The sequence below is a fragment of the Porphyrobacter sp. YT40 genome (assembly GCF_006542605.1).
Lineage (GTDB): Bacteria > Pseudomonadota > Alphaproteobacteria > Sphingomonadales > Sphingomonadaceae > Erythrobacter.
The window spans coordinates 233,918-257,953 of record NZ_CP041222.1 but is presented as its reverse complement, the minus strand read 5'-3'; the positions used below and the strand labels follow the sequence as shown (position 1 = coordinate 257,953).

The following is a 24,036-nucleotide window of genomic DNA, read 5'->3' as shown; positions in this document are numbered from 1 at the left end:
AGGTCGTGTTATGTTGTCTCTCCGAGGTCAGATCCCGCCGGGCGTGATGGCATGGCCTTGCCCGGCAAGCCCGCTGGCGAGGCTCTCGGCGCAGGCCTTGAGGCTCTTGGCGCTGACCGAGCGGATCACGAAATTCGCGCCCACCCGGCCTTCGCGAAAGAAGGGGTAGGAGCCGATCTGGCAGCCCTCGTGCGCGGCCTCGGTCTGGCGCAGCAGATCGGCGACCTCGCTTTCGGCGACCCAGCAGCCGAGCGTTTCGCTGAGCAGTGGCAGTCCGCCTTCGAGCTGTCCGGTGAGCGCATCGAGCATGCCTGCGGTGATGTGCGGCACGCCCGCCATCAGGAAGATGTTGCCACGCCGGATGCCGGGTGCGCCAGACATGCGATTGGGGATGAGGTCCGAGCCTTCGGGCACCCGCGCCATCCTGAGGCGCCCTTCGTTCAGCCCGCCGCGGGTCTCGTAGTAACGCTCCAGCAGCGCGCGCGCCTCGGGGTGGATGACGACCGGCACGCCCAGCGCCGCCGCGACCGCATCGACCGTGATGTCGTCATGCGTCGGCCCTATCCCGCCGGTGGTGAAGAGGTAATCGTTCGCGGCGCGCAGATCGTTCACCGCCGCGACGATCCGCGCCTCGACATCGGGCACCACCCGCACTTCGGCCAAGCGGATGCCCTGCACCTGAAGCCAGCTGGCGACCTGCGCAATGTTCTTGTCCTGCGTGCGGCCGGAGAGGATTTCATCGCCGATAACGACAAGTCCGGCGGTCCAGATCTTTTCGGGAGAGGTCATGAGGGAGGATTAGGCGCTTCGACTGACGGTCTCAAGCGCGTAGAGACGCCGGTGGCACAAGAACCGGTTGCGTAAGCAACCGCAAGGCCGACCGGCCGCCCGCAGCGATGCGACCTTCAGGTCGCGAGAGCGAGGACATCGCAGCCCGGATGGGCTGCACAGATCATTCAGCCGCCTCAAGCTGCTCGTCTAGCCCGCGTGCATTGGCACCGGCGCGGGTGAAGGTCAGAATGCCGTCGGTCAGCGGGTCGTCCTTCATCCGTTTGCGATCGACGACGTATTCCTGATTGAGCCGCCAGGGGTAGCTCACGGAATTGCGCGGCATGATGTGCTTGCCGCGCTGGATGTAGCCGCTCGAGAAATCGAACACGTCGTCCTCGACAATCGCAGCCTCGGCCTCGGGCGTCAGCACCGGGGTGGCGATGGTGGTGCCGGTCCGCCGCATGTGTTCGAGCACGCGGCAGACATAGTCCGAGTTGATATCCGCCCGCAGCGTCCAGCTGGCGTTGAGATAGCCGAACACCACCGCAAGGTTGGGCAGGTTCGAGAACATGCAGCCCTTGTAATAGAACCGCTCGTTGAACTGCACCGGCTCGCCATCGACCCGCACGTCGATCTTGCCCGCGACCGCGAGCTTGAGGCCCGTCGCCGTCACGACGATATCGGCCGGGAGGAACTGGCCATCGGTCAGCCGCACGCCGCCCTTTTCGAAACTGGCGATATGGCCGGTGACGACGCTCGCCTTGCCCGCCTTCATGGCGGTGAAAAGGTCTTCATCGGGCACCAGACACAGCCGCTGTTCCCACGGGTTGTAGGGCGGGGTGAAGGTCTCGCGGTCGAAGTCCGGCCCCAACGCCTTCTCGATCTTCTTGTAGAGCGCGTCCTTCACCTTCTGCGGCTTGTCGCGCGCGGTCTTGAAGGCGAGGTCCTGCAGCTTGATGTTCTTGAACCGGGTGATTCGGTAGGCGAGGCTTTCGGGAAGCACCTTGCGCAGGAAGTTCGCCACCGCGTCCTTGGCCGGGCGCGAGAACATCCAGGTCGGCGTGCGCTGGAGCATCGTCACGTGCCCTGCCTGCTTCGCCATCGAAGGCACGATGGTGACGGCGGTCGCGCCCGATCCGATCACGACCACGTTCTTGCCCTTGTAATCGAGATCGTCGGGCCAGAACTGCGGGTGGATCACCTGCCCCTCGAATTCGCCGAAATCGAAGCCGGGATCATAGGGCTCGTCGTAATCGTAATAGCCCGCGCCCAGATAGAGGAAATTCGCGGTCATCCGGGTGCGGCTGCCGTCGGCTGTTTCCAGCTCGACATGCCAGCGCGCGTCATCGTGGTGGAAGTCGGCGCTGATGACCTTGTGGCCGAAGCGGATGTGCTGGCGGATGCCGCGTTCGTCGACGATGCGGTCGAGATATTCGAGGATCGCGGGCGCATCGGCGATGCTCTTTTCGTGCCGCCACGGCTCGAAATCGAAGCCCAGCGTGTGCATGTCGCTGTCCGAACGGATGCCGGGGTAGCGGAACAGATCCCACGTGCCGCCAAGATTGTCGCGCCGCTCGACGATGGCGTAGCTGTGATGCGGCGCTTTCATTCCCATGTGCGCGGCCATGCCGATGCCGGAAATCCCGGCACCCACGATCAGCACGTCGAAATCGGGCGGTGTTGCGAGCATGTCGGGGCCTCTCTCTCCCTGATTGGCCGTGATGTAACCACAGCCTTCCCGCAAAAGCGAGTCTTGAATGGCAATCTGCAACTGACTTTACGCCCACCGAGGGCAGATGCACGCAACTGGCTGAAACGTAATATTGTTGCGATTGCATAGGAATGCAGCGGACGCATCCATCGCTGTGACCGCCAATGTGGCATTTTTGCTACTGTCAGGCCATTAGTTGCCTGTGACTCTTGTTAGTGCGCGCCTTGCTGATAGGCTCCGCCTCGCAACCAAGACCGGCATCAAGACCGGCTGGTGTGTGGAGAGAGGACAGCCATGAAGCGCAATTTCGCATATTACGCGTGCGGCCTGTTGGCCTGCAGCGCATTGACCACCCCCGCCTTTGCTCAGGATCAGGATGACGAGGCGGAGGCCACCCGCAACGCCGACAATGTCATCATCGTGACCGCCACCCGCCGCGCGCAGGACGTGCAGGACATTCCGCTGGCGGTGACCGCAATTGCCCCGCAACAGCTCGAAGCGCAGCGCGTGGTCAACATCCAGCAGATCGCGGCGCTCGCGCCGTCCTTCACTGCCAGCCAGGCGCAGCTTGCCTCGGGCTCGGTCGTGCTGCGCGTGCGCGGCATCGGCACGACCTCGAACAATATCGGCTTCGAAAGCGCGGTCGGCATCTTCATCGACGGCGCCTATCAGGCCCGCCCCGGCGTGGCGCTGAGCGAATTCGTCGACGTCGAGCGCGTCGAAGTGCTGCGTGGCCCGCAGGGCACGCTGTTCGGCCGCAACACTTCGGCCGGCGCGCTCAACATCACCAATGTCCGGCCCGACGTGACCGAGTTCGGCGGCTTCGCGAACGCCGAATACGGCAATTTCAACGAGGTCAGCCTGCAAGGCGCGGTCAACGTGCCGATCGTGCAGGACACGCTCGCGCTGCGTGTCACCGGGGCCTATCGCAACCGTGACGGGTTCCTCGATGTGGTCGACCGTACCGGCACCAAGATCGGCGAGACCAACGATGTCGATCAGTGGCTGGTGCGCGGCCAGCTCGGCTGGGACACCGAAAGCGGCCTGCGCGGCCGCATCATCGCCGACTATTCCAAGAGCAAGTCGAGCTGCTGCGGCGCGATCGAGCTTTACCAGTCGCCGCTGGTGACGGGCGGGGCCTATGCCGCGGTCGGGCTCGGCGCGAATGGCGGGAATGGTCAGCCGGTGGTCGCCACCACGCGTGACGACCAGGCCACCTTCGAACGGGCGATGGACAACCGCATCGTCTCGGCCAACTTCGCGCCGCGCGCCGATATCGACAACTACGGCGTGACCGGCGAGCTTGAGTTCCCGCTCTCCGACAATGCCGACCTGATCTTCATCGGCTCCTACCGCAAGTACGAGAGCTTCGAGAATTACGATTCCGATTTCACCGCGCTCGACATCTTCAACGTGCCCGCGCTCAACCTCGAGATCGACAACTGGACCGCGGAACTGCGGCTTCAGGGCGAGGCGATGGAGGGCAAGCTCAACTACATGATCGGCGGCTTCTACTCCGACGAGCAGATCGACCAGTCGGTCAGCTTCGCGCTCGGGGCGGATTATGGCGAGAATGTCGGCGCGCTGCTGTTCGTGCCGACCGGCGGGGCGCTGGGTGCCAACCCGCTGACCGTGTTCACCGGGCGCGATCCGGCGGGCACCAGCAACACCAACCGCTTCCAGCAGGATGCCAAGAGCTACGCGGTCTTCACGCACAACTCGCTGGAGATCGCCGACGGCCTCGAACTGACGGTCGGCGCGCGCTATTCGTGGGAAGACAAGTCGGGCGGGTTCACCCAGACCGCGATCAACAACCAGATCTGCCCGGCGACGATCGGAGCGCTGGGTGCGATCCCGGCCCCGCTGCAGGGGTCGTTCATCGCGCTGGGCTGCTTCGGCTTCACCGCGCCGGCTGACCTTCCGGCGGCTTTCGGCAACCCCACCGCCACCCCGCCGGTCGCTCCGCTGCCGCTGGTCCGCACCTTCCAGTCGGACTTCAACGACGAAGAGCTGATCTACACCGTCAAGCTCGGTTACGAATTCAGCCCCTTCGTCAGCAGCTATGCCAGCTTCACCCACGGCTACAAGGCGGGCGGGATCAACCTCGATACCACCGCGGCGGTGCTGGGGGCCGACCCCACCTTCCTGTCGGAAGAGGTCGACGCCTACGAGCTCGGCGTGAAGGGCCAGACCCCGGACGGCAAGGTCACGGTCAACATCGCGGCCTTCTATGAGGAGTTCACCAACTTCCAAGTGCTCGAATTCACCGGGACGGCCTTCGCCACCTTCAACGTGCCAGTCGCCGAGACGCGGGGCGTGGAAATCGAAAGCGTGATCCGGCCCAGCGACGAGCTGACCTTCAACCTCGCCGCGACCTTCCTCGAAGCGAGCTATCCGGATGATTGCGCCGGCACCCAGACCTCGGTGCAGGTGGTGGCGCTGTGCGGTTACGATCTCACCAACGCGCCGCAGATCGTCGCGCTGGCGGGGGCGATGTGGGAAAAGCCGATCAGCGATTCGCTCGAATTCTTCCTCGCCGGACAGGTTCGCATGGAGGGTGACCAGCGCACTTCGACCCAGGCGATCATCATCCCCGCCGTGGCCCCTGGGTCGACGCAGGCGCAGGTTCAGGCTGCGGTCGACGCGGCCCCGCCGATCATCGCCGACATTCAGGACGGCAAGGCCTTCGTGAACCTGCGCGCCGGTCTGCGCTTCGGCCCGGAGCAGAATTTCGCGGTCGAAGGCTGGGTCAACAACCTGACCGACGAAGTGGTGCGCGGGGTGACCTTCAACACCACCCTGCGCGGCTCGGGCGCGGCCAACTCGCGTTCGGCCTTCGTCCTGCCGCCGCGCCAGTACGGCGTCACGCTGCGCGCGAAGTTCTGAGCGCGTAGAACCGGTTAGCTCCGAAAAGGAGCGGCAGAGGGAAGCGGCCTGCCTAGCGGCAGGCCGTTTCTTCTTTGTTTGCGTGCCCGCATCCGCGGGCACGTCCTCGGTGCGTTTCCCTCCGCTTTGCTACGGGAGCACCTGCGGGCGCGCGGTCGCGCTTGCGACGCCTGCGGCGTCGTTACAGCGCGACTTTGCGAGGTACGGGGCGCCACGAAAAAGGCGGCCCGTTGCGGGGCCGCCTTTTCAACTCTCAATGATCGCACCGGAACGGTCGCGTAGCGACCGCAAGGGCGACCGCCCGCCCGCAGCGGGGCCGTAGCGCAGCGGAGGCCGTCTAGCGAGGACGTGCCCGCGGATGCGGGCACGCAAACAAACTCACATACTCCTCGCGATCAGCATCTTCATGATCTCGTTGCTGCCGCCGTAGATCCGCGCGATGCGGGTGTCGCGATACATGCGGGCGATGGCGTAATCATTGATGTAGCCCGCCCCGCCGTGGAATTGCAGGCACTTGTCGACCACTTCGCTCTGCAATTCGGTCACCCAGTATTTCGCCATGCTCGCGGTCGCCACGTCGAGCTTGCCTTCGAGCAGCTTGGCGATGCAGTCGTTGACGAACACGCGGGCCGCGGTGCCGCGCGCCTTGAGGTCGGCGAGGGTGAACTGGGTGTTCTGGAAGTCCCAGATTGTCTTGCCGAAGGCCTTGCGGTTCTTGACATATTCGACCGTCACATCGAGCGCCTTCTCGATCCCCGCGATGGCGTTCATGGCGATCACCAGGCGTTCCTGCGGCAATTCACCCATCAGCTGATAGAACCCGCGCCCCTCGACCCCGCCGAGCAGATTGTCCGCCGGAATGAACACATTGTCGAAGAACAGCTCCGAAGTGTCCTGCGCATCCAATCCGATCTTGTCGAGCTTCTTGCCGCGCTGGAAGCCTTCGGCGCCCTCGGTCTCGAGCAATAGCAGCGAGATGCCCTTGGCCCCTTCGGCCGGATCGGTCTTGGCGACGACGATGATGAAATCTGCCAGCTGGCCATTGGAAATCCAGGTCTTCGACCCGTTGAGGCGGTAACCATTGCCATCCTTCAAGGCGGTGGTCTTGATGCTCTGAAGGTCGCTCCCCGCATCGGGCTCGCTCATCGCGATGGCGCTGACGAGGTCGCCGCTGACCAGGCGGGGGAGGTATTTCTGCTTCTGCTCTTCGGTGCCGTGACGCACGAGGTAGGGCAGGATGATGGTGTTGTGGAGGCTCGCGCCGAAGCCTTCGACGCCGTATTTGCCCTGCTGGTCGATCACCACCATGTCATGCCGGAAGTCGCCACCGTGGCCGCCATATTCTGTCGGCACGCTCACGCCGAGCAGCCCCGCCGCGCCCGCCTCGCGCCAGAATTCACGCTCGACCTGCCCGTCCTCGCGCCACTTGTGGACGCGCTTTTCGGGGGCGTGCTGCTGGTAGAACTTGCCGACCGCGTCGGCGAAAATGGCGATTTCCTCGTCTTCCATGAAGGCGGGCTGCGGCACGTCGATGACGGGCATTTTCTCTCTCCTGACTTGTCCGTGAGCCCCCGCGAAGGCGGGGGTCTCAGGCGGTTTTTGGCGCTTGTGGCCCGAGATCCCCGCCTGCGCGGGGACTCGACAGCATCATTTTCCGGTCCAGTTGGGCTTGCGCTTTTCGGCGAAGGCGGCGGCACCCTCGCGGGCGTCATGCGACACGAAGACGGGGCCGATCAGCGCACCCTGCTTGGCGTAGCGTTCGTCCATCGCCCAGCCGCGAGACTGCTTCATCACCGCCTTCGACACTTTCACCGCCAGCGGGCCGTTCGCCGCGATCCGCGCGGCGAGCGCCTTGGCCGCATCGAGCGCCGAGCCTTCGGTCACTTCGTTGATGAGGCCGAGCTGGTAGGCGCGCTCCGCCCCGATGAAATCGCCGGTCAGCGCCAGCTCCATCGCGATCCGTTCGGGGATCTGGTCGGGCAGCATCATCACGCCGCCCGCCGCCGCCACAAGGCCGCGCTTCACTTCGGGAATGCCGAACTTCGCGCCCGCGTTCGCCACCACTAGGTCGCAGGCGATCATCAGCTCGAGGCCGCCTGCCAGCGCATAGCCTTCCACTGCCGCGATCAGCGGCTTGGCGGGCGGAGCCTGCACCACGCCGCCGAACCCCTTGCCTTCGACCGAGGGGCTTTCGCCGCGCAGGAAGCCCTTCAGATCCATGCCCGAACAGAACGTGCCGCCCGCGCCGGTGAGGATGCCGACACGCAAGGTCTCATCGCTGTCCAGCCGCTCCATCGCCGCCGCGATGCCCTCGGCCGCGGCCTTGGTCATGGCGTTCTTGGCTTCCGGGCGGTTGATGGTGACGATGAGGACACCGTCCTCAACTTCGGTCAGCACTTCGGGCGCAGCGGTCTCGCTCACAGGTCTCTCTCCCTATCGAAATTGCCATTGCGTTTCGAAACGCAATTCTTGTGCGAGTGGTGCAGCCGGTTTACGTGACCGTCAACCGCATTTTCGCTACATCGGGAGAGGAACATCATGGCCGAAGCCTACATTATCGACGCAGTGCGCACCCCCCGCGGGATCGGCAAGCAGGGCAAGGGCGCGCTGGCCGCGCAGCACCCGCAGCACCTCGCCGCGACGGTGCTGAAGGCAATCAAGGATCGCAACAATCTCGACACCAAGACCGTCGATGACGTGATCTGGTCTGTCAGCACGCAGGACGGGATGCAAGCGGGCGACATGGGGCGGATGGCGGCGCTGGATGCGGGCTACGACATCACCTCCAGCGGTACCACGCTCGACCGTTTCTGCGGTGGCGGCATCACCAGCGTCGCGCTCGCCGCCGCGCAGGTAATGAGCGGGATGGAGGGTTGCGTCGTCGCCGGGGGCACCGAGATGATGAGCCTCACCGCCGCGATGAGTCAGGAAAAGATGCGCGCCGGGATCAAGCCGCCGATGATGGGGAGCTACAACCAGCGGCTCCAGCAGGTGCACCCGCAATCGCACCAGGGCATCTGCGGCGATGCGATTGCCAGCATGGAAGGGTTCACCCGCGAGGAGCTTGACGAGGTCGGCTACCGCTCGCAGCAGCGTGCCGCCGAGGCGATTGCCGACAACCGCTTTGCCAAGTCGGTGGTGCCGGTGGTGGGTGATGATGGCTCCGTGATCCTCGACCGCGAGGAATATCCGCGCCCGCAGACCACCCGCGAAGACCTCGCCAAGCTCGAACCGGCCTTCCCCAAGATCGCCGATGTGCCGCTCGACGAGGCGGGCACGACCTTCCGCAAGCTGATCAACCAGAAGTATCCTGATCTCGAGATCAAGCACTTCCATCACGCAGGCAATTCCTCGGGCGTGGTCGATGGTGCGGCAGCGGTGCTGATCGCCTCGAAGGACTATGCGCAGAAGCACGGCCTCAAGCCCCGCGCGCGCATCGTCGCCACCGCCAATATGGGCGATGATCCGACGCTGATGCTCAACGCGCCCGTCCCGGCGGCGAAGAAGGTGCTGGCCAAGGCGGGGCTGACCACCGACGACATCGACCTGTTCGAGATCAACGAAGCCTTCGCGGTCGTCGCCGCCAAGTTCGTGCGCGATCTCGAACTTGATTGGGACAAGGTCAATGTCAACGGCGGCTCGATTGCGCTCGGCCACCCGATCGGCGCGACCGGTTCGATCCTGATCGGCACCGTGGTCGACGAGCTGGAGCGGCGCGGCGGGCGCTACGGCCTCGTGACGATGTGCGCGGCGGGCGGCATGGCCCCGGCGATCATCGTCGAGCGGGTCGAAGACTTTGTCGACTAAGGTCCCCGACAACACCCCGGTCGTTATCGGGGTGGGGCAATATTCGGAGAGGGTGGGCGAGCCCGGCTATGCCGCCCTCTCCTATATGGACTTGGCGGGCCGCGCGCTGGCGGCGGCGATTGCGGACACCGGTGCCTCTGGGGCAGCGAGCGGTGACGTGGCGGGTGCCATAGACACCCTCGCCGCGATCCGCGCCTTCGAAATGTCGCGACCCGATAGGAAGCCGCCCTTCGGCGCGGCGGACAATGTGCCGCGTGCGATCGCCAAGCGCGTTGGGGCCAATCCGGCGAGCGCGATCCTGACAACCACGGGCGGGCAGACCAACCAGCAGTTGGTGGGCGAATTCGCTTCAGCCATTGCGGCGGGGGACAGCCGGTGCGCGGTGATCGTCGGCTCCGAGGCGATCTCGACCGTGCTGGCGCTCTCGGCCAAGGGCGAGACACCCGACTGGTCGGAAGAGATTGGCGGCGACTTCGAGGATCAAGGCTTCGGCGTCGAGGAACTGATGGAGCCCGCGCTGTTCATGCACGGCGCAAGCGGGGCGATTCCGCTCTATGCGCTGGCGGAGAATGCGCGACGGCACCGGCTCGGTATGGGGCTGGAGGAATACCGGCTTGAAATCGGCAAGCTGTTCGCGCCCTTCACGCGCGTTGCCGCCGCGAACCCCCATTCTGCCGCGCCGGTGGAGCGCAGCGCTGAGGAACTCGCCACCGTCACCGACCGCAACCGCATCGTCGCCGAGCCCTATCCGCGCATGACCGTGGCGCGCGATCAGGTGAATCAGGCCGCAGCGATCATCGTCGCCAGCGCAGGGCTGGCGCGCGAACTCGGGGTGCCGGAGGACAAGTGGGTGCACATCCACGCCGTCACCGCCGCGACCGAGTTGAAGCTGTCGCAGCGGCCCGATCTGGCGGGCAACCCGGCCAGCCTCGCCAGCGTCGATGCGGCACTGGCGCGGGCGGGCAAGGGGATCGGCGACATGGCCTATCTCGACTTCTATTCCTGTTTCGCTATCCCGGTCTTCAACCAGTGCGACCACTTCGGCCTGTCGGCGGACGACCCGAGGGGACTGACGCTGACGGGTGGCCTACCGTTCTTCGGCGGGGCGGGGAACAACTACTCGGCCCACGCCATCGCCGAGGCGGTGCAGCGGGTGCGGGGTGATCGGGGCAGCTTCGCGCTGGTGGGCGCAAATGGCGGCTGGATGAGCAAATATGCGACCGGCATCTATTCGACCACGCCTGCCGACTGGAGCGCCAACGACCGCTTCGCCGTGCTCCCCAAGGCGACCGACACAGTGCCGCTCGCCAAGGGGGCGGTCGATGCCGCGACGGTCGAGACCTACACCATCAACCGCGGCCCCAAGGGCGCCGAGGCGATCTTCATTGGCCGCTCTGACGCGGGCGAGCGGGTGGTGGGCAATGCCGACCTGACCGATGCGGCCACGGCAGAGGCCTTTGAAAGCGGAGAACCTTTCGGCAAGCGCCTGACGCTGAGGCAGGACGAGCGCGGGCGGACCGTGGGGCGGGTCGCACCCTAACCCGTTCGCCCTGAGCTTGTCGAAGGGCCGTTCTGCCTTCGAATGCCGCGCCCGGAAAAGAAAGTGCGGTGCTTCGACAAGCTCAGCACGAACGGAAATAGGGAACAGCCTCCACTGCCCCACGCTTGCACGAATCGTCGCTTTGCGGTAGATGGTTTCAATTGAAACTATCTTCAAACCGCAGGGAACCCGGCCATGAACGCACCGACCAACACCCAAGGGGCCACCGACCTTTTCGACAATCCCGCCGGGCTCGACGGGTTCGAATTCGTCGAGTTCTGCGCGCCGGAAAAGGGCGTGCTTGAGCCGGTGTTCGAAGCGATGGGCTTTACCCGCGTCGCGCAGCACCGTTCCAAGGACGTGCACCTGTGGCGGCAGGGCGGCATCAATCTCATCGCCAATTACGAGCCCAAGAGCGCCGCGTGGTACTTCGCGCGCGAGCATGGCCCCTCGGCCTGCGGCATGGCGTTCCGCGTGCGCGACGCCGCCAAGGCCTATGACCATTTGATCGCCAAGGGCGCAGAGCCCGTCGCCGTCCAGACCGGGGTGATGGAACTGCGCATCCCCGCGATCCGCGGCATCGGCGGGGCGATCCTCTATCTGGTCGACCGCTATGAGGGTGCCCAAGGGGGGAACGGCCTCACCATCTACGACATCGACTTCGAGTATCTGCCGGGTGTTGACAAGCACCCCGAAGGCGCGGGCTTCCACACCATCGATCACCTCACCCACAACGTCTATGGCGGGCGGATGAAGTATTGGGCCGACTATTACGAGACCCTGTTCAACTTCCGCGAGATCCGCTTCTTCGACATCAAGGGCGAATATACCGGCCTCACCTCCAAGGCGCTGACCGCGCCCGACGGCAAGATCCGCATCCCGCTCAACGAAGAGGGCGAGGGCGGCAAGGGCCAGATCGAAGAATTTCTGCGCGCCTTCAACGGCGAGGGCATCCAGCATATCGCGCTGATCTGCGACGATCTGGTCGCGTGCTGGGACCGTCTCCAGAAGCTCGGCGTGCCCTTCATGACCGCGCCGCCCGCCACCTATTACGAGATGCTCGAAGGCCGCCTGCCGGGCCACGGCGAGGATGTCGAGGCGCTGAAGATGCGCGGCATCCTGCTCGACGGAACCACGGAAGGCGGCAGCCCCCGCCTGCTGCTCCAGATCTTCGCGCAGGCGCAGGTCGGGCCGGTGTTCTTCGAATTCATCCAGCGCAAGGGTGACGAGGGCTTCGGCGAGGGCAATTTCAAGGCCCTGTTCGAAAGCATGGAGCGCGACCAGATCCAGCGCGGGGTGCTGACGGTCGAGGAGCCTGCGGAATGAGCCACCCCGTAAATCACCCTGTCCAGCTTGGGGGCATCCACCACGCCGCCTATCGCTGCAAGGACGCGAAGGAGACGGTGGAATGGTATGCCCGCGTGCTCGGCATGACCTACACCACCGCCTTTGCCGAGGATCACGTGCCCTCCACGGGTGAATATGATCCCTACATGCATATCTTCCTCGATGCGGGGAACGGCAACATCCTCGCCTTCTTCGAGCTGCCCAACCAGCCCGAGATGGGCAAGGACCCCAACACCCCGCAATGGGTGCAGCACCTCGCGCTGAAGGTGCCTTCCGAAGAGGCGCTGCTGGCGGCCAAGGCGCATATCGAGGCTGAGGGCATCGACGTGCTCGGCCCGACGCATCACGGCATCTTCAAGTCGATCTACTTCTTCGACCCCAACGGTCACCGCGTGGAATTGGCGGCGGACATCGGCACACCCGATCAATACGCCGAACTCGCCCGTGTCGCCCCGGTGATGCTGGAAGAGTGGAGCGCGACCAAGACCGCGCCGCGCCATGCGGATTGGCTCCACGAGATTGCCCGCGCCGAGAACGCGGCGAAGGGCTGAATCTCCCCTCCCCAGCGGGGAGGGGCCGGGGGCGGGGGCTCTGGCCTATCGGCGGTCGAACCCCCATCCCCAACCCCTTCCCCAAGTGGAAGGGGCTATGGCTTTTGATCCAGCGCAAAGCCCCCATGCCGCATCTCCCCCACCTTGGCACCATCCAAGAGGGGGAGTCGGCTCATGCGCATTCTGTTCGTTCATCCCAATTACCGTTCCGGCGGGGCCGAGATCGCCGGGACATGGCCACCCGCCTGGGTCGCCTACCTCTCCGGCCCGCTGAGGCGCGCGGGCTTCGACGACATCACCTTCATCGACGCAATGACCGAGGGCCTCTCGGACGACGAGTTGCGCCAGCGCATGACCGCATTGCAACCCGATGTGGTCGGCACCACCGCCATCACCCCCTCGATCTACGCCGCCGAACGCGTGCTGGAGATCGCCGCGCTCCACGTGCCGCAGGCGGTGCGGGTGCTGGGCGGCATCCATGCGACCTTCATGTACCAGCAGGTTCTGGCCGAGGCCCCGCATATCGACGTGATCGTGCGCGGGGAGGGTGAGGAGATCGCGGTAGAACTGTTCACCGCGATCGCCGAGGGCCGCTGGCCCGAGGACGCGCGCAGGATCAAGGGCCTCGCCTTCCGCGACGGAGATCAGGTCGTCGCCACCGAAGCCGCACCCACCATCAAGGACATGAAATCCATAAAACCCGATTGGGACGTGCTCGACTGGGAGCAGTACACCTACATCCCGCTCGGCACCCGCGTCGCCATCCCCAACCTCGCGCGCGGCTGCCCCTTCACCTGCTCGTTCTGCTCGCAGTGGAAGTTCTGGCGCGATTACCGCGTGCGCGATCCCAAGGACGTGGTCGACGAGATCGAGGAGCTGCACGAAAAGCACGGCGTCGGCTTCTTCATCCTCGCCGACGAGGAACCGACCATCAACCGCAAGACCTTCATCAAGTTCTGCCAGGAGCTGATCGACCGCGGCCTGCCGGACAAGGTGAAGTGGGGCATCAACACCCGCGTCACCGACATCTACCGCGACAAGGAATTGCTGCCCTTCTACCGCAAGGCCGGCCTCGTCCATGTCAGCCTCGGCACCGAGGCGGCGGCGCAGATGAAGCTCGACCGGTTCAACAAGGAAACCAAGGTCGAGGAGAACAAGCAGGCGATCAAGCTGCTGCGCGATGCGGATATCTTCGTCGAGGCGCAGTTCATCGTCGGGCTCGACAACGAAACGCCCGAGACGCTGGAGGACACCTTCCAGATGGCGTGGGACTGGCAGCCCGATCTCGCCAACTGGGCGATGTACACGCCTTGGCCCTACACCCCGCTGTTCGAGACGCTGAAGGATCAGGTCGAAGTCCACGATTTCAGCAAGTACAACTTCGTCACCCCGATCATGAAGCCCGCCGCGATGGAGCGGGGCGAGCTGCTCGACGGGGTGATGAAGAACTACCGGCGGTTCTACAGCCGCAAAGCGCTGTTCCACTATCCGTGGCGCGGCACGGGGTTCCGGCGGCGCTACCTGCTCGGGTGCCTGTGGGCCTTCCTGCGCGCGGGCTTCAAGCGCACCTTCTACGATCTCGGCAAGGCGGGTTACTGGGGGCCGCAGACCAAGAAGCAGCTCGACTGGCACTTCGACGAAAGCCGCCGCGCCGCTGCCGATGCCGCAACCGACTGGGAGACCAACGCCGACAAGGCCGCGCAGGCGCAGGAACGCCGCGAGGCGGTGCGCGCGCAGATGAAGCAGCGGGGCGAGGTGCGCAAACGGGACCGGATCGATGTCGATTGAGGCGCGGCTTCACGCGCGGCGACGCGCGCAGGCGCTGATCGGGCCCAATGCCGTGCTGCAAGCCGTGGCGGTGATGGAAGAACGGCTGGGCCATGTCGAAACCAGCGCCATCCTCGCCGACGCGCAGATCGTGCGGCTTCCCTCGGGCGAGCACATGATCCCCGAGATCGAAGCGCTGCGCCTGCATCGCTGGTTGGCGCTGCACGATCCGATGGGTGCCTTCGTCATCGCCGAGGAGTCGGGCGCGCGGACGGCGGATTACATCATCGCCAATCGCATCCCGCGCGCGGCGGTGTGGCTGCTCAAGCGCCTGCCCGCGATGCTCGCTGCGCCGCTGCTGATGGCAGCGATCCGCAAGCATGCCTGGACCTTTGTGGGCGCGGGTAGCTTCGCCGCAGCAGGCGCGTGGCGCTTCACCATCGACCGCACCGGTGCGGATGATCCGATTCCGCCGCCCGACAGCCTGTTCGGCTGGTATGCGGCGGTCTTCACCCGGCTTTACCGCGTGCTGGTCGCGCCCGATTGCGCATGCGAGATCGACTCGGACGAAACGGCACAAGGCCCATCGCGAAGCTATGCGATCCACCGGCGTTAACCATGCGCCGCACTGCCCGATAGAGCCCGAAAGCCGCAGAAATGCGCGATTTTGAACGTTTCTGGAGCCGGTGGCGTCATTGACTCGCCTGACTGTAGCAAATATCACACCCCCAACGGCACAACCGGGTTAACGACCCATGACGCCGTCCATAAGCAGTTCCGGGGGGGAAGCTGAATGATTCTAGGTGCAGCCCGTGTTGGTGCGTTCGCGTCGCTTGTGGCCATCGCCACCGCCGCGCCTCTGGCAGCCCAGTCCAACGGTCAGTCGGCCAACGATCTGCGCCTCCCCGATACCGAAAGGCAGGATGAACGCCAGGGCGTTCAGGTTCAGCGCGATGCGGGGCTGAAGGCCGAATGTCCGTTCGACTCCAACCCGCTCAAGGTGACCTTGACCGGCGTGACTTTCGCCGATGCGCGCGGCGGAGTTCTGTCCGAAAAGCTCGCCCGCTCGCTGGCCGGGGTCAGCGTGCCGCAGGGTGAGCAACCGATCCGGGTGATCTGCGACATTCGCGATGCCGCCAACCAGGCCCTGCGCGCCGATGGCTGGATCGCCAGCGTTCAGGTGCCGCAGCAGGATCTGCAAGGCACGCTGCGGCTCGACGTGATCTCCGCGCGGCTTTCGGAAGTGCGCGTCAGCGGCGATCCCGGCCCCTATCGCAACGCGCTGGCCAAGGTGCTCGGCCCGCTCGAAGCACTCGATCCCCTCAACGAGCGTGATGCCGAGCGTATCCTGCTCAAGGCCTTCGACATTCCCGGCCTCAGCGTCAGGCTGGCCCTGGCGCCTTCGGGAGAGGCTGCCGGGATCGTGGTCGGCAACCTATCGGTCGATTTCGAACGCTATGCTGCGGTGTTCAACCTGCGCAATTACAACGCCCGCTCGATCGGGCGCGAGACCGCGTTCGCGCGGGTCGATTTCCACGGCCTCACCGGCCTGTCGGACCGCACCTTCATCGGCGGGCAGACCACCTTCGATTTCGACGAGCAATATATCCTGCAGGCGGGGCATGAATTCGGCCTTGGCTCCAGCGGGCTCAGGCTGGGGGGGCAGGTTACCCATGCCTGGTCGCGGCCCGATGTCCAGAATCTCGATCTGGAAACCAAGACCCTGCTCGCCAATGTCGCGCTGACCTACCCGCTGGTGCGCACGCCGATGAAGTCGTCGGACCTGTCGCTGGGGTTCGATTACATCAATCAGGACACCTCGGTCGGCGTGGTCGATCTCAGCCAGGATTCGCTGCGCACGCTCTATATCCGGGCCGAGACGCAGGGGCGGATGAACCGGCTCGACCGGTCGACATGGTTGACCTACGCGGCCTTCGCCGAAGTGCGCAAGGGCATCGATGTGATGGGGGCGACCCAGTTCGGCCCGCCCTTCGGCTTTGCCCAGACCGACGGCGTCTCCGCCTCGCGCCCCTTTGGCGATGCCGAGGCGCTGGTGGTGCGCGGCGGGTTCGACGCGACCGCCTTCCTCAACGAGACCTTCGATCTGCGCGCGCGGGTGGAAGGCCAGTGGACCGACGATCCGCTGCTCAATTTCGACGAATATTCGATCGGCAACCTTAGCATCGGGCGCGGCTATGATCCGGGCGCGAACAGCGGCGACCGCGCGATCGGCTTTTCGGGAGAAGCTGGCGTGACCGTGTTCGACGACGACGAGTCCCGCACCCGCGTGAAGGCCTTCGCCTTCTACGACATCATCAAGCTGCGCAATCTCGATCCCTTCACCCCCTCGCCCGAACGCACGCTCGCATCGGTCGGGGGCGGCGTGCGCGTGTTCATGGGCAACGGCATCAACGCCGAGGTCGCCTATGCCAAGCCGCTCGACCGGGCGCTGGCGATCGACGCGGAAAAACCGCCCGAGCGCCTGCTCTTCTCACTGACGACCCGCTTCCCCGCACTGTTCCGTTAAGCCGCTCAGGCGACAGGAGAATTCGAGATGGCAAACGCGAACCGCACCTTCCGCTCGAGCATGATGCTCTCCACCGCTCTGGCCGCGATGGTGGCGATGCCGGGGGTGGCCCATGCGCAGCTGGTCAGGGCCGGCGATCTGATCGATGCGATCGACGACGGGGGCAATCCCGGCCAGTTGACCGTGACCGACACCAGCGCCACGCGCACCGACATGCGCGTGCTTGCGCCAGTGGTGGTGGCGAACTGGAACCGCTTCAACGTTCCGCTCAACAATTCGGTGGTGATCGCCAACGGCACCGCCAACCCCACCGCGACGCTGGTCAACCGCGTGATCGGCCCCAATCCTTCGTCGATCCTCGGCAGCATCGACGCGCCGGACATCAACCTGTGGCTGATCAACCAGAACGGCATCCTGTTCGGCGGTGACGGCACCGTCACCAGCGCCTCGTTCTTCGCCTCGACACTGGATGTCAGCGATGCCGACCTGTTCGATTTCTACAACGGCACCGATCTGGCCGGAAACGGCTCTGGCACGCTGAACTTCGGCGGATCGCTCGGCAACAACATCCGCACCGGCGGGCCGGGCTACAATTTCATCACCGACGGTTCGGTGATGTTCGTGTCCGAACAACTGACCCTCAACACCGATATCGATGCGGGCAGCGGCACGGTCAGCTTCGTCACGGCGGCTGACGTCGATGTCAGCTTCACGCCCGGAAGCCCGCTCAGCTATGTCGTCAATGCCGGCACCACCATCGCGCGCGGGCAGAGCGTTTCGGGCACAGTGCGGGGCGACAGCGTCGATTTCCACATGGTCACCGACACCGGCGTGGTGGACGCGGTGCTGCGGGTCAATGCGCTGGTCACCGCGACCGGCGCGACCGCCACTTCGAACGGGATTCGCCTTTTCGCCGACAGTCCGGACGCGGCGGTCGACGTGTTCATCAACGGCGCCTGGGTCAGCAGCGATACGGTCAGCATCGTCACCGATGGCGACCTGCGCGCCACGGCAACGCTAACGGGCACCGCCATCGATGCGGCAGCGGAAGGGACGCTGTTCGTCAGCGATCTCAACGCGACCGAGGGCGGGATCGACCTCGCGAGCGCCTCCTCGACCCTCACGGCGGGCAATCTCACCGCAACCGGCGGCGACATCACGCTGCTTGCGCCGGGCAATATCACCACCGGCAACCTCACCGCGAGCCCGTTCCGTGGCACCGGCGGCGGGATCGATGTCGAGAGCACCGGGGGGCGGCTGACCCTCGGCGTGCTCGATGCCGATACCGACATTGCGCTCGATGCCTTCGGGCGGATCACCACCGGCGCGATCCGTGCGGGCGGCGACCTCGATGTCGGCATGGCAAGCGCGCCGGAAGCGGTGCGCTTCAACGGCGATGTCATCGCGGCCGCGGTCCGGATCGACACCATCGGTGCGTTCAACGCGATGGGCCTGACCGCCCGCTCGGGCGATCTGTCGGTCGACGCGCTGAGCATCGCCGCAGGCGCGGTGCGCGCCAATCAGGGCAGTGTGGATCTGCTGGCGACCGGAGCGATCACCACCGCCTCGATCACCGCCGATGCGCAGGACCTGACAGGCGGCACGCTTTCGGTGCGCAGCCTCGGCGGCGGCGCACTCAACCTCGGCAACCTTGCCTCTGGCGGGGACATGACGCTGGCGACCACCGGCAGCATCATCGCGGGCAGCGCGATTGCGCGGGACGGTGCGCTGCTGGTTGGCGGCATGGCGGCAGCGAACAATGTCACCTTCAATGGCAATATTTCCGCCGCCAGCGTGACAATCGACGCGCTCGGCGCATTCCGCGGACAGGATGTGACGGCGACGGCGGGCGGCGTCGATATCGACGCCGATCTGATCGCGACCGGCAATATCCGCGCGACCGGCGGCGACGTGCTGCTGGATTCGGTCCGTGCGGTCACTGCCGGAAATATCACGGCAACGACCGTTGCGGGCGTGGGCGGTGCGATCGACATCGACAGCGTCAACGGCGCAGTGACGCTCGGCAATCTCTCCGGCGGGGCGGACATCACGCTCGACACCACCCGGAGCATTCAGGCCGGGAGCGTCACCACCACCGGCGGCACGCTCACCGTTGGTGCCGGCGCGGTGCCGACCAGCGTGACCTTCACCGGCAATGCCTCGGCGCAGAGCATCACCATCGACACCACCGGCGCCTTCGCCGGCGGCGCGCTGACGGCGACCGCAGGCAGCGTCGATGTCGATGCGCTTACGATCACGGCAGGCGCGGTGCGCGCGACCGGCGGCGATGTGCTGCTCGCCGCGCCCGGCGCGATCACCACCGGCAATGTCACCGCCACCACCGTCGCCGGCACGGGCGGCGCGATCGATATCGAGAGCGTCAACGGCAATCTCACGCTCGGCAATCTGTCGGGTGGCGCAGCAATCGCGCTCGACACAAGCGGCGCAATCAGCGCAGGCGGCGTCACTGCGGGCGGCGCGCTGAGCGTGGGCGGCGGGTCGGACCCGGCCAGCGTCACCTTCAGCGGGAATGTCGTCGCTCAGAGCATTACGGTCGACACGCTTGGCGCCTTCCAGAGCGCCGGGCTGACCGCGACGGCGGGCGGCGTGACGATCGACGCCACCACCATCACCGCGGGCGATATCCGCGCGACCGGCGATGCCGTGGTGCTGACGGCCAGCGGCGCGATCACCACCGGCAATGTCACCGCCAACGGCGCGGCAATCACCATCGCCAGCAGCGGCGGCGGAGCCCTGTCGCTCGGCAATCTGGCAGCGGATGGCGCGATTGCGCTCGACACCACCGGCAGCCTCACCGCCGGATCGGCGCTGGCGCGCGGCGGTGCGCTGACGGTTGGCGGGATGCTGGTGCCGTCCTCGGTCACCTTCACCGGCAATATCGCGGGCGACAGCGTTTCGGTGCTGACCACGGGCGCCTTTGACGGACGTTCCGTCACCGCCAATGCGGGCGGAATCAGCATCGATGCCGCCACGATCAGCGCGCTGGCGCTCTCGGCCACGGGCGGCGACGTCGATCTCGCAGCGGTCGGCAATATCGGCACCGGCGCGATCACCGCGAGCGGGGCGATCACCGCGATCACGTCCGGCGCGGGCAGCAACCTGACGCTCGACAATCTCGCGGCCGGGCTGGGCATCACGCTCGATGCCGACAGCGCGATCGCCACCGGCCGCATCACCGCGAGCGGCGGGCCGCTGGCAGTGGGCCTCGGCGCTTCGGCGGACAGCGTGACCTTCGGCGGCGACGCCAGCGCGCAGAGCATCACCATTCTGACCACCGGGGCCTTCAACGGCGCGGGCCTCACCGCGACCGCGGGCGGCGTTTCGGTCGACGCGGCGAGCATTACCGCGGGCGCGATTGCGGCGACCGGCGGCGATGTCGATCTGTTGGCGCCGGGCGCGATCGCGACCGGCAACATCACCGCGCTCGCATCGATGGGCATGGGCGGCGCGATCGACGTCGAGAGCACCGGCGGCGGGCTGACGCTCGGCATTCTCGATGCCGACGGCGCGATCACGCTCGACGCGATCGACGCGATCACCACGGGCGCGATCACCGCGCGGGGCGGAGCGCTGGAGGTGGGTCTGTCCTCGGGCCCGACCAGCGTGACCTTCGGCGGCAATGCCACGGCGCAGAGCATCAGCGTTCTGGGGGGCGATCTGTTCTCCGGTCAGGCGCTGACCGCGACGGCGGGCAGTGTGACCATCGAGGCCGGGGCGATTTCGGCCGGCGCGATCACCGCCATGGGCGGCGATGTCGACCTCAATGCCTTCCAGGACATCGGCACGGGCGCGATCGCCGCTTCGGGCGCGATCACGGTCCAGAGCAACGCGGCTGACGGCAATCTGGCGCTGGGCGCGCTGACGGCGGGGCTGGACATCACGCTCGATGCGGGCGGCATGATCACCACCTCGGGCCCGGTCACGTCGACCGGCGGGGCGCTGATCGTCGGGCTCGGCTCGTCGGTCGACAGCGTGACTTTCGGCGGCAATGCTGCGGCGCAGAGCATCACGGTGCTGACCACCGGTGCCTTCGAAGGTGCTGGGCTTGCCGCAACCGCGGGCGATGTGTCGGTCAATGCCGCCAGTATCGCGGCGGCGGCGGTTTCGGCGACCGGCGGCGATGTCAGCCTGATCGCGGAAGGCGATATCACCACCGCCGCGATCGGCGCGACGGGGTCGATCCTGGTCGACAGCACCGGGGCCGACGGCGATCTGACCCTCGGCAATCTTTCGGCCGGGCTCGGGATCACGCTCGATGCCGAAGGGGCGATCCGCGCAGGGACAGCCACCGCGACGGGCGGCGCGCTGCTGGCAGGGCTCGGCTCCTCGGCGGACAGCATCACCTTCGGCGGCGCGGTCAGCGCGGTCGCCATCGAACTGCGCAGCACCGGCGAAGTGCTGGCGGGCGAGCGCGATGGCGACGGCGTGCTGGTGCGGCGCACCAACATGACCGCGACCGGTGGCAGCCTTGTCATCGATGCCGGAGCGATCACCACCGGCGCGCTGGCTGCAACCGGCGGCAATGTCGATCTGTCGGCGACCGGCGATATCGACACGCTCGGCATCACCGCGAGCGGCCTGATGGATGTCGACAGCACCGGCATGGGCGGCGATCTGCGGCTCGGCGCGCTCTCGGCGGGCCAGACCATCGACCTGTCCGCGGATGGTGACATTGTCACCGGAGCGATCGACGCCGTCGGGGCGCTGACCGTGGGCGAAGGCCCCTCGGCCGACAGCGTCACCTTCGGCGGCACGGTCTCGGCGCGCAGCATCTCGGTGCGCAGCGCGGGCGAAGTGCTGGCGGGCGAACGCGATCCGGCGCGGCGGACCAATCTCATCGCGACCGGCGGGGACGTCGGCATCATCGCAGACAGCATCACCACCGGCTCGATCACCGCCACTGGCGGCAATGTCGTGCTGCGCGGCACAGGCAATGTCGACACCATCGGGCTCACGGCGCTTCGCGTTGCCGGCGTCGGCGGGACGGTGGACAGCCGCAGCACGGCCGGGGCGCTCAACCACGGCGTGATCAGTGCCGACGGTCTCGTCAATCTCCTCGCTGCGGGCACGATCGACACCGGCGCGATCACCGCGCGCGATGGTGCGGTAACGGTCGAGGGCAGCGCCATCACCATCACCGGGGCGACCTCGGCCACCGGTGGCGACGTGCGGCTGACCGCGCTCGGCAATATCACCACGGGCGATATCACGGCGGTCGAAGCTGGTGGTTCGGGCGGGGCCATCGAGATTCTCAGCACCGGCACCGGGGCGAGCGCCGGGGCGCTCACGCTGGGGACGCTCGATGCGGCGCGGCTGGTCAATCTGACCGCGGGCGGCGCGATTGCCACCCGCGCGATCACCGCGCGCCGGGGATCGATCACCGCCAATGGCGACAGTATCGCGATCACCGGCACCGCGACCGCGACCGGCGGCGATGTGCTGCTGACCGCGCTGCGCAATATCACGGCGACCGGCGCGATCAGCGCGATCCGTTCGGGTAATCTCGGCGGCGCGATCGATATCCAGAGCACCGGCACGGGCGCTAACGCGGGGATCCTCAACCTCGCGGCCCTGCTGGCCGATCTCGGGATCGAACTCGACGCAGGCGGCGCGATCTCCACCGGCGCGATCACGGCGCGCAACGGCGCGGTCGACGTGAACGGCCTCGCCATCACGATCAACGGCGCGACGTCGGCCACCGGCGGCGACGTGGTGCTGCTGGCGACCAATGCCATCACCACCGGGGCGATCACCACCAACCGCGCGATCGATATCGACAGCACGGGCGGCGGCGCACTTACGCTCGGCGCGCTCGATGCGGGCCGCGGCATCACGCTCGATACCACCGGCGCCGTGGCGACCGGCGCGGTTACTGCGGTCAACGATGTGGTCGTCGGCGGCACGCGAATTGCCAGCGACGTCACCTTCGGCGGTCCGCTTCAGGCGGCCAACCTGCGGGTCGAGGCGACCGGCCTTGTCACGGCCAACGCCGTCGCGGTGGGCGCAGGCGCGGTCGATATCGAAGCCGCCAATGCCGAGCTGCTGGGCGCGGTCAATGCGGGCAGTGTGCTGCTCAAGTCGCGGAGCAATGGCAGCATCGGTCTCGGCAGCGCGGCGGGCACGATGTCGCTCACCGACGCCGAGCTCGACCGGATCAGCACCGGCAGCCTGGTGATCGATGCGGGCAGCGGCGCGATCGGCATTGCCGGGGTTTCGTTCCGGGATCAGACCGGCAGCAACACCGTGACGCTTGCGACCACCGGCACCATCGCCATCACCGGCGACCTGTCCGGCACCGGCGCGGCGCGCACCTTCCGCCTCGGCGGGGCGGCGGACGGATCGGGCGTTGCATCGCGGATCACCGCCAATATCGACGCCGCGACCATCGACCTTGGCACGGCATCGCTCGATCTGCGGGGCGAGAACATCGTCTTCGGCCAGCAGGCTTTGATCGATCAGGTCGCGGGCCTCTCGCTCGACCGGCAGGTGAAGGAGCTGATCGGCAACGCCGAATCGCTGCTCTACACGCCGCAGAACCTCAGCGCCGCACGACTGGCCAATCCGACCTATCTGATCGCCGGGAAGATGACGGTGACCTACGGCGGCTCGGCGCTGTTCCAGAACTCCGCGCCGCGCGACGGGGGCAATGCCTTCGAAGGGGTGCAGCTGGGCGGCATGGGTGCGCCGGCCGGGGCGCCGCTGGTGCTCAATCCGCTGCGCGCCGGGGTGCTCCAGAACTTCAGCGTGCAGGATGGCAACGTCTTCGCGCTGTTCGGCAGCCTCAACGGGTTCACCGGACCGGCGGCAGCACTGGGCGGGGATTCGCTGATCAGTGTCAACGACCGGCTCCTTGCCCCCGCCTCGCGCGTCAACGGCTGCATCATCGGCAGCGGCGAAGGCTGCGTCACCACCATCGTCGGCAACTTCGTGCTCAACCTGCCGCGGCAGGTGATCGAGCCGATCGTCGCCGAGGAAGGCGACCGGGTGCCGTTCGATCCGCTGGTCGGAACCAACAACGAAGGCCTGTTCTCCGACGCGGCGACCGCGCCCAAGGACGACAAGGACTGCGAACAGCGCGATGCCAATGGCGTCTGCGTGATCAAGTGAG

At 66.5% G+C, this 24,036-nt stretch carries 13 protein-coding genes; 9 read left to right on the top strand and 4 right to left on the bottom strand.

All coding sequences use genetic code 11. The features are described from left to right. Positions 1–27: 27 nt before the first annotated feature. Together E2E27_RS01170 and E2E27_RS01165 are read right to left on the bottom strand one after the other, a co-directional pair. Positions 28–789 carry a competence/damage-inducible protein A gene (locus tag E2E27_RS01170; RefSeq protein WP_141457224.1) on the bottom strand — a complete coding sequence of 254 codons (762 nt, stop codon included), beginning with the start codon at positions 787–789 and terminating at the stop codon, positions 28–30. Between the two features lie 163 nt (positions 790–952). After that, complete coding sequence (locus E2E27_RS01165) at positions 953–2,461, bottom strand: flavin-containing monooxygenase (protein WP_141457222.1); 1,509 nt, start codon at positions 2,459–2,461, stop codon at positions 953–955. Between the two features lie 315 nt (positions 2,462–2,776). Here E2E27_RS01165 and E2E27_RS01160 point away from each other — a divergent pair, with 315 nt between their 5' ends. After that, positions 2,777–5,368: a TonB-dependent receptor gene (locus tag E2E27_RS01160; RefSeq protein ID WP_234036134.1), complete on the top strand. Its 2,592-nt coding sequence runs from the start codon at positions 2,777–2,779 to the stop codon at positions 5,366–5,368. A 378-nt stretch (positions 5,369–5,746) separates the two neighbouring features. Here E2E27_RS01160 and E2E27_RS01155 read toward each other — a convergent pair whose 3' ends face one another. Both E2E27_RS01155 and E2E27_RS01150 read right to left on the bottom strand, forming a co-directional pair. Beyond that, a complete protein-coding gene (locus E2E27_RS01155) occupies positions 5,747–6,910 on the bottom strand; it encodes an acyl-CoA dehydrogenase family protein (protein WP_141457220.1) in 1,164 nt (387 codons plus the stop codon). Positions 6,911–7,015: 105 nt separating this feature from the next. Continuing rightward, entirely contained in the window at positions 7,016–7,789 is a 774-nt protein-coding gene (locus E2E27_RS01150; protein WP_141457218.1) for a crotonase/enoyl-CoA hydratase family protein, read from the bottom strand. Positions 7,790–7,906: 117 nt separating this feature from the next. Between E2E27_RS01150 and E2E27_RS01145 the strand changes: the two genes are divergently transcribed. From E2E27_RS01145 to E2E27_RS01110, 8 genes are all read left to right on the top strand, one after another. Beyond that, positions 7,907–9,175: an acetyl-CoA C-acetyltransferase gene (locus E2E27_RS01145; RefSeq protein ID WP_141457216.1), complete on the top strand. Its 1,269-nt coding sequence runs from the start codon at positions 7,907–7,909 to the stop codon at positions 9,173–9,175. Further along, positions 9,165–10,715, top strand: coding sequence for a TLP1 C-terminal extension domain-containing protein (locus E2E27_RS01140; RefSeq protein ID WP_141457214.1), 1,551 nt, complete (start codon positions 9,165–9,167; stop codon positions 10,713–10,715). The genes E2E27_RS01145 and E2E27_RS01140 overlap by 11 nt, the downstream gene beginning before the upstream one ends. A gap of 195 nt (positions 10,716–10,910) precedes the next feature. Then, positions 10,911–12,041: a 4-hydroxyphenylpyruvate dioxygenase gene (gene hppD / locus E2E27_RS01135; RefSeq protein WP_141457212.1), complete on the top strand. Its 1,131-nt coding sequence runs from the start codon at positions 10,911–10,913 to the stop codon at positions 12,039–12,041. Continuing rightward, a complete protein-coding gene (locus E2E27_RS01130; protein WP_141457210.1) occupies positions 12,038–12,613 on the top strand; it encodes a VOC family protein in 576 nt (191 codons plus the stop codon). The genes hppD and E2E27_RS01130 overlap by 4 nt, the downstream gene beginning before the upstream one ends. Positions 12,614–12,787: 174 nt before the next feature. Then, positions 12,788–14,401, top strand: a complete 1,614-nt coding sequence (gene bchE, locus E2E27_RS01125) for a magnesium-protoporphyrin IX monomethyl ester anaerobic oxidative cyclase (RefSeq protein ID WP_141457208.1) — start codon at positions 12,788–12,790, stop codon at positions 14,399–14,401. Next, positions 14,391–14,996, top strand: coding sequence for a bacteriochlorophyll 4-vinyl reductase (gene bchJ / locus E2E27_RS01120; RefSeq protein ID WP_141457206.1), 606 nt, complete (start codon positions 14,391–14,393; stop codon positions 14,994–14,996). The genes bchE and bchJ overlap by 11 nt, the downstream gene beginning before the upstream one ends. A gap of 219 nt (positions 14,997–15,215) precedes the next feature. Continuing rightward, positions 15,216–16,907 carry a ShlB/FhaC/HecB family hemolysin secretion/activation protein gene (locus tag E2E27_RS01115; protein ID WP_141457204.1) on the top strand — a complete coding sequence of 564 codons (1,692 nt, stop codon included), beginning with the start codon at positions 15,216–15,218 and terminating at the stop codon, positions 16,905–16,907. Positions 16,908–16,934: 27 nt separating this feature from the next. Further along, on the top strand, positions 16,935–24,035 hold the full coding sequence (locus E2E27_RS01110) for a two-partner secretion domain-containing protein (RefSeq protein WP_141457202.1): 7,101 nt from the start codon (positions 16,935–16,937) through the stop codon (positions 24,033–24,035). Position 24,036 lies beyond the last annotated feature (1 nt).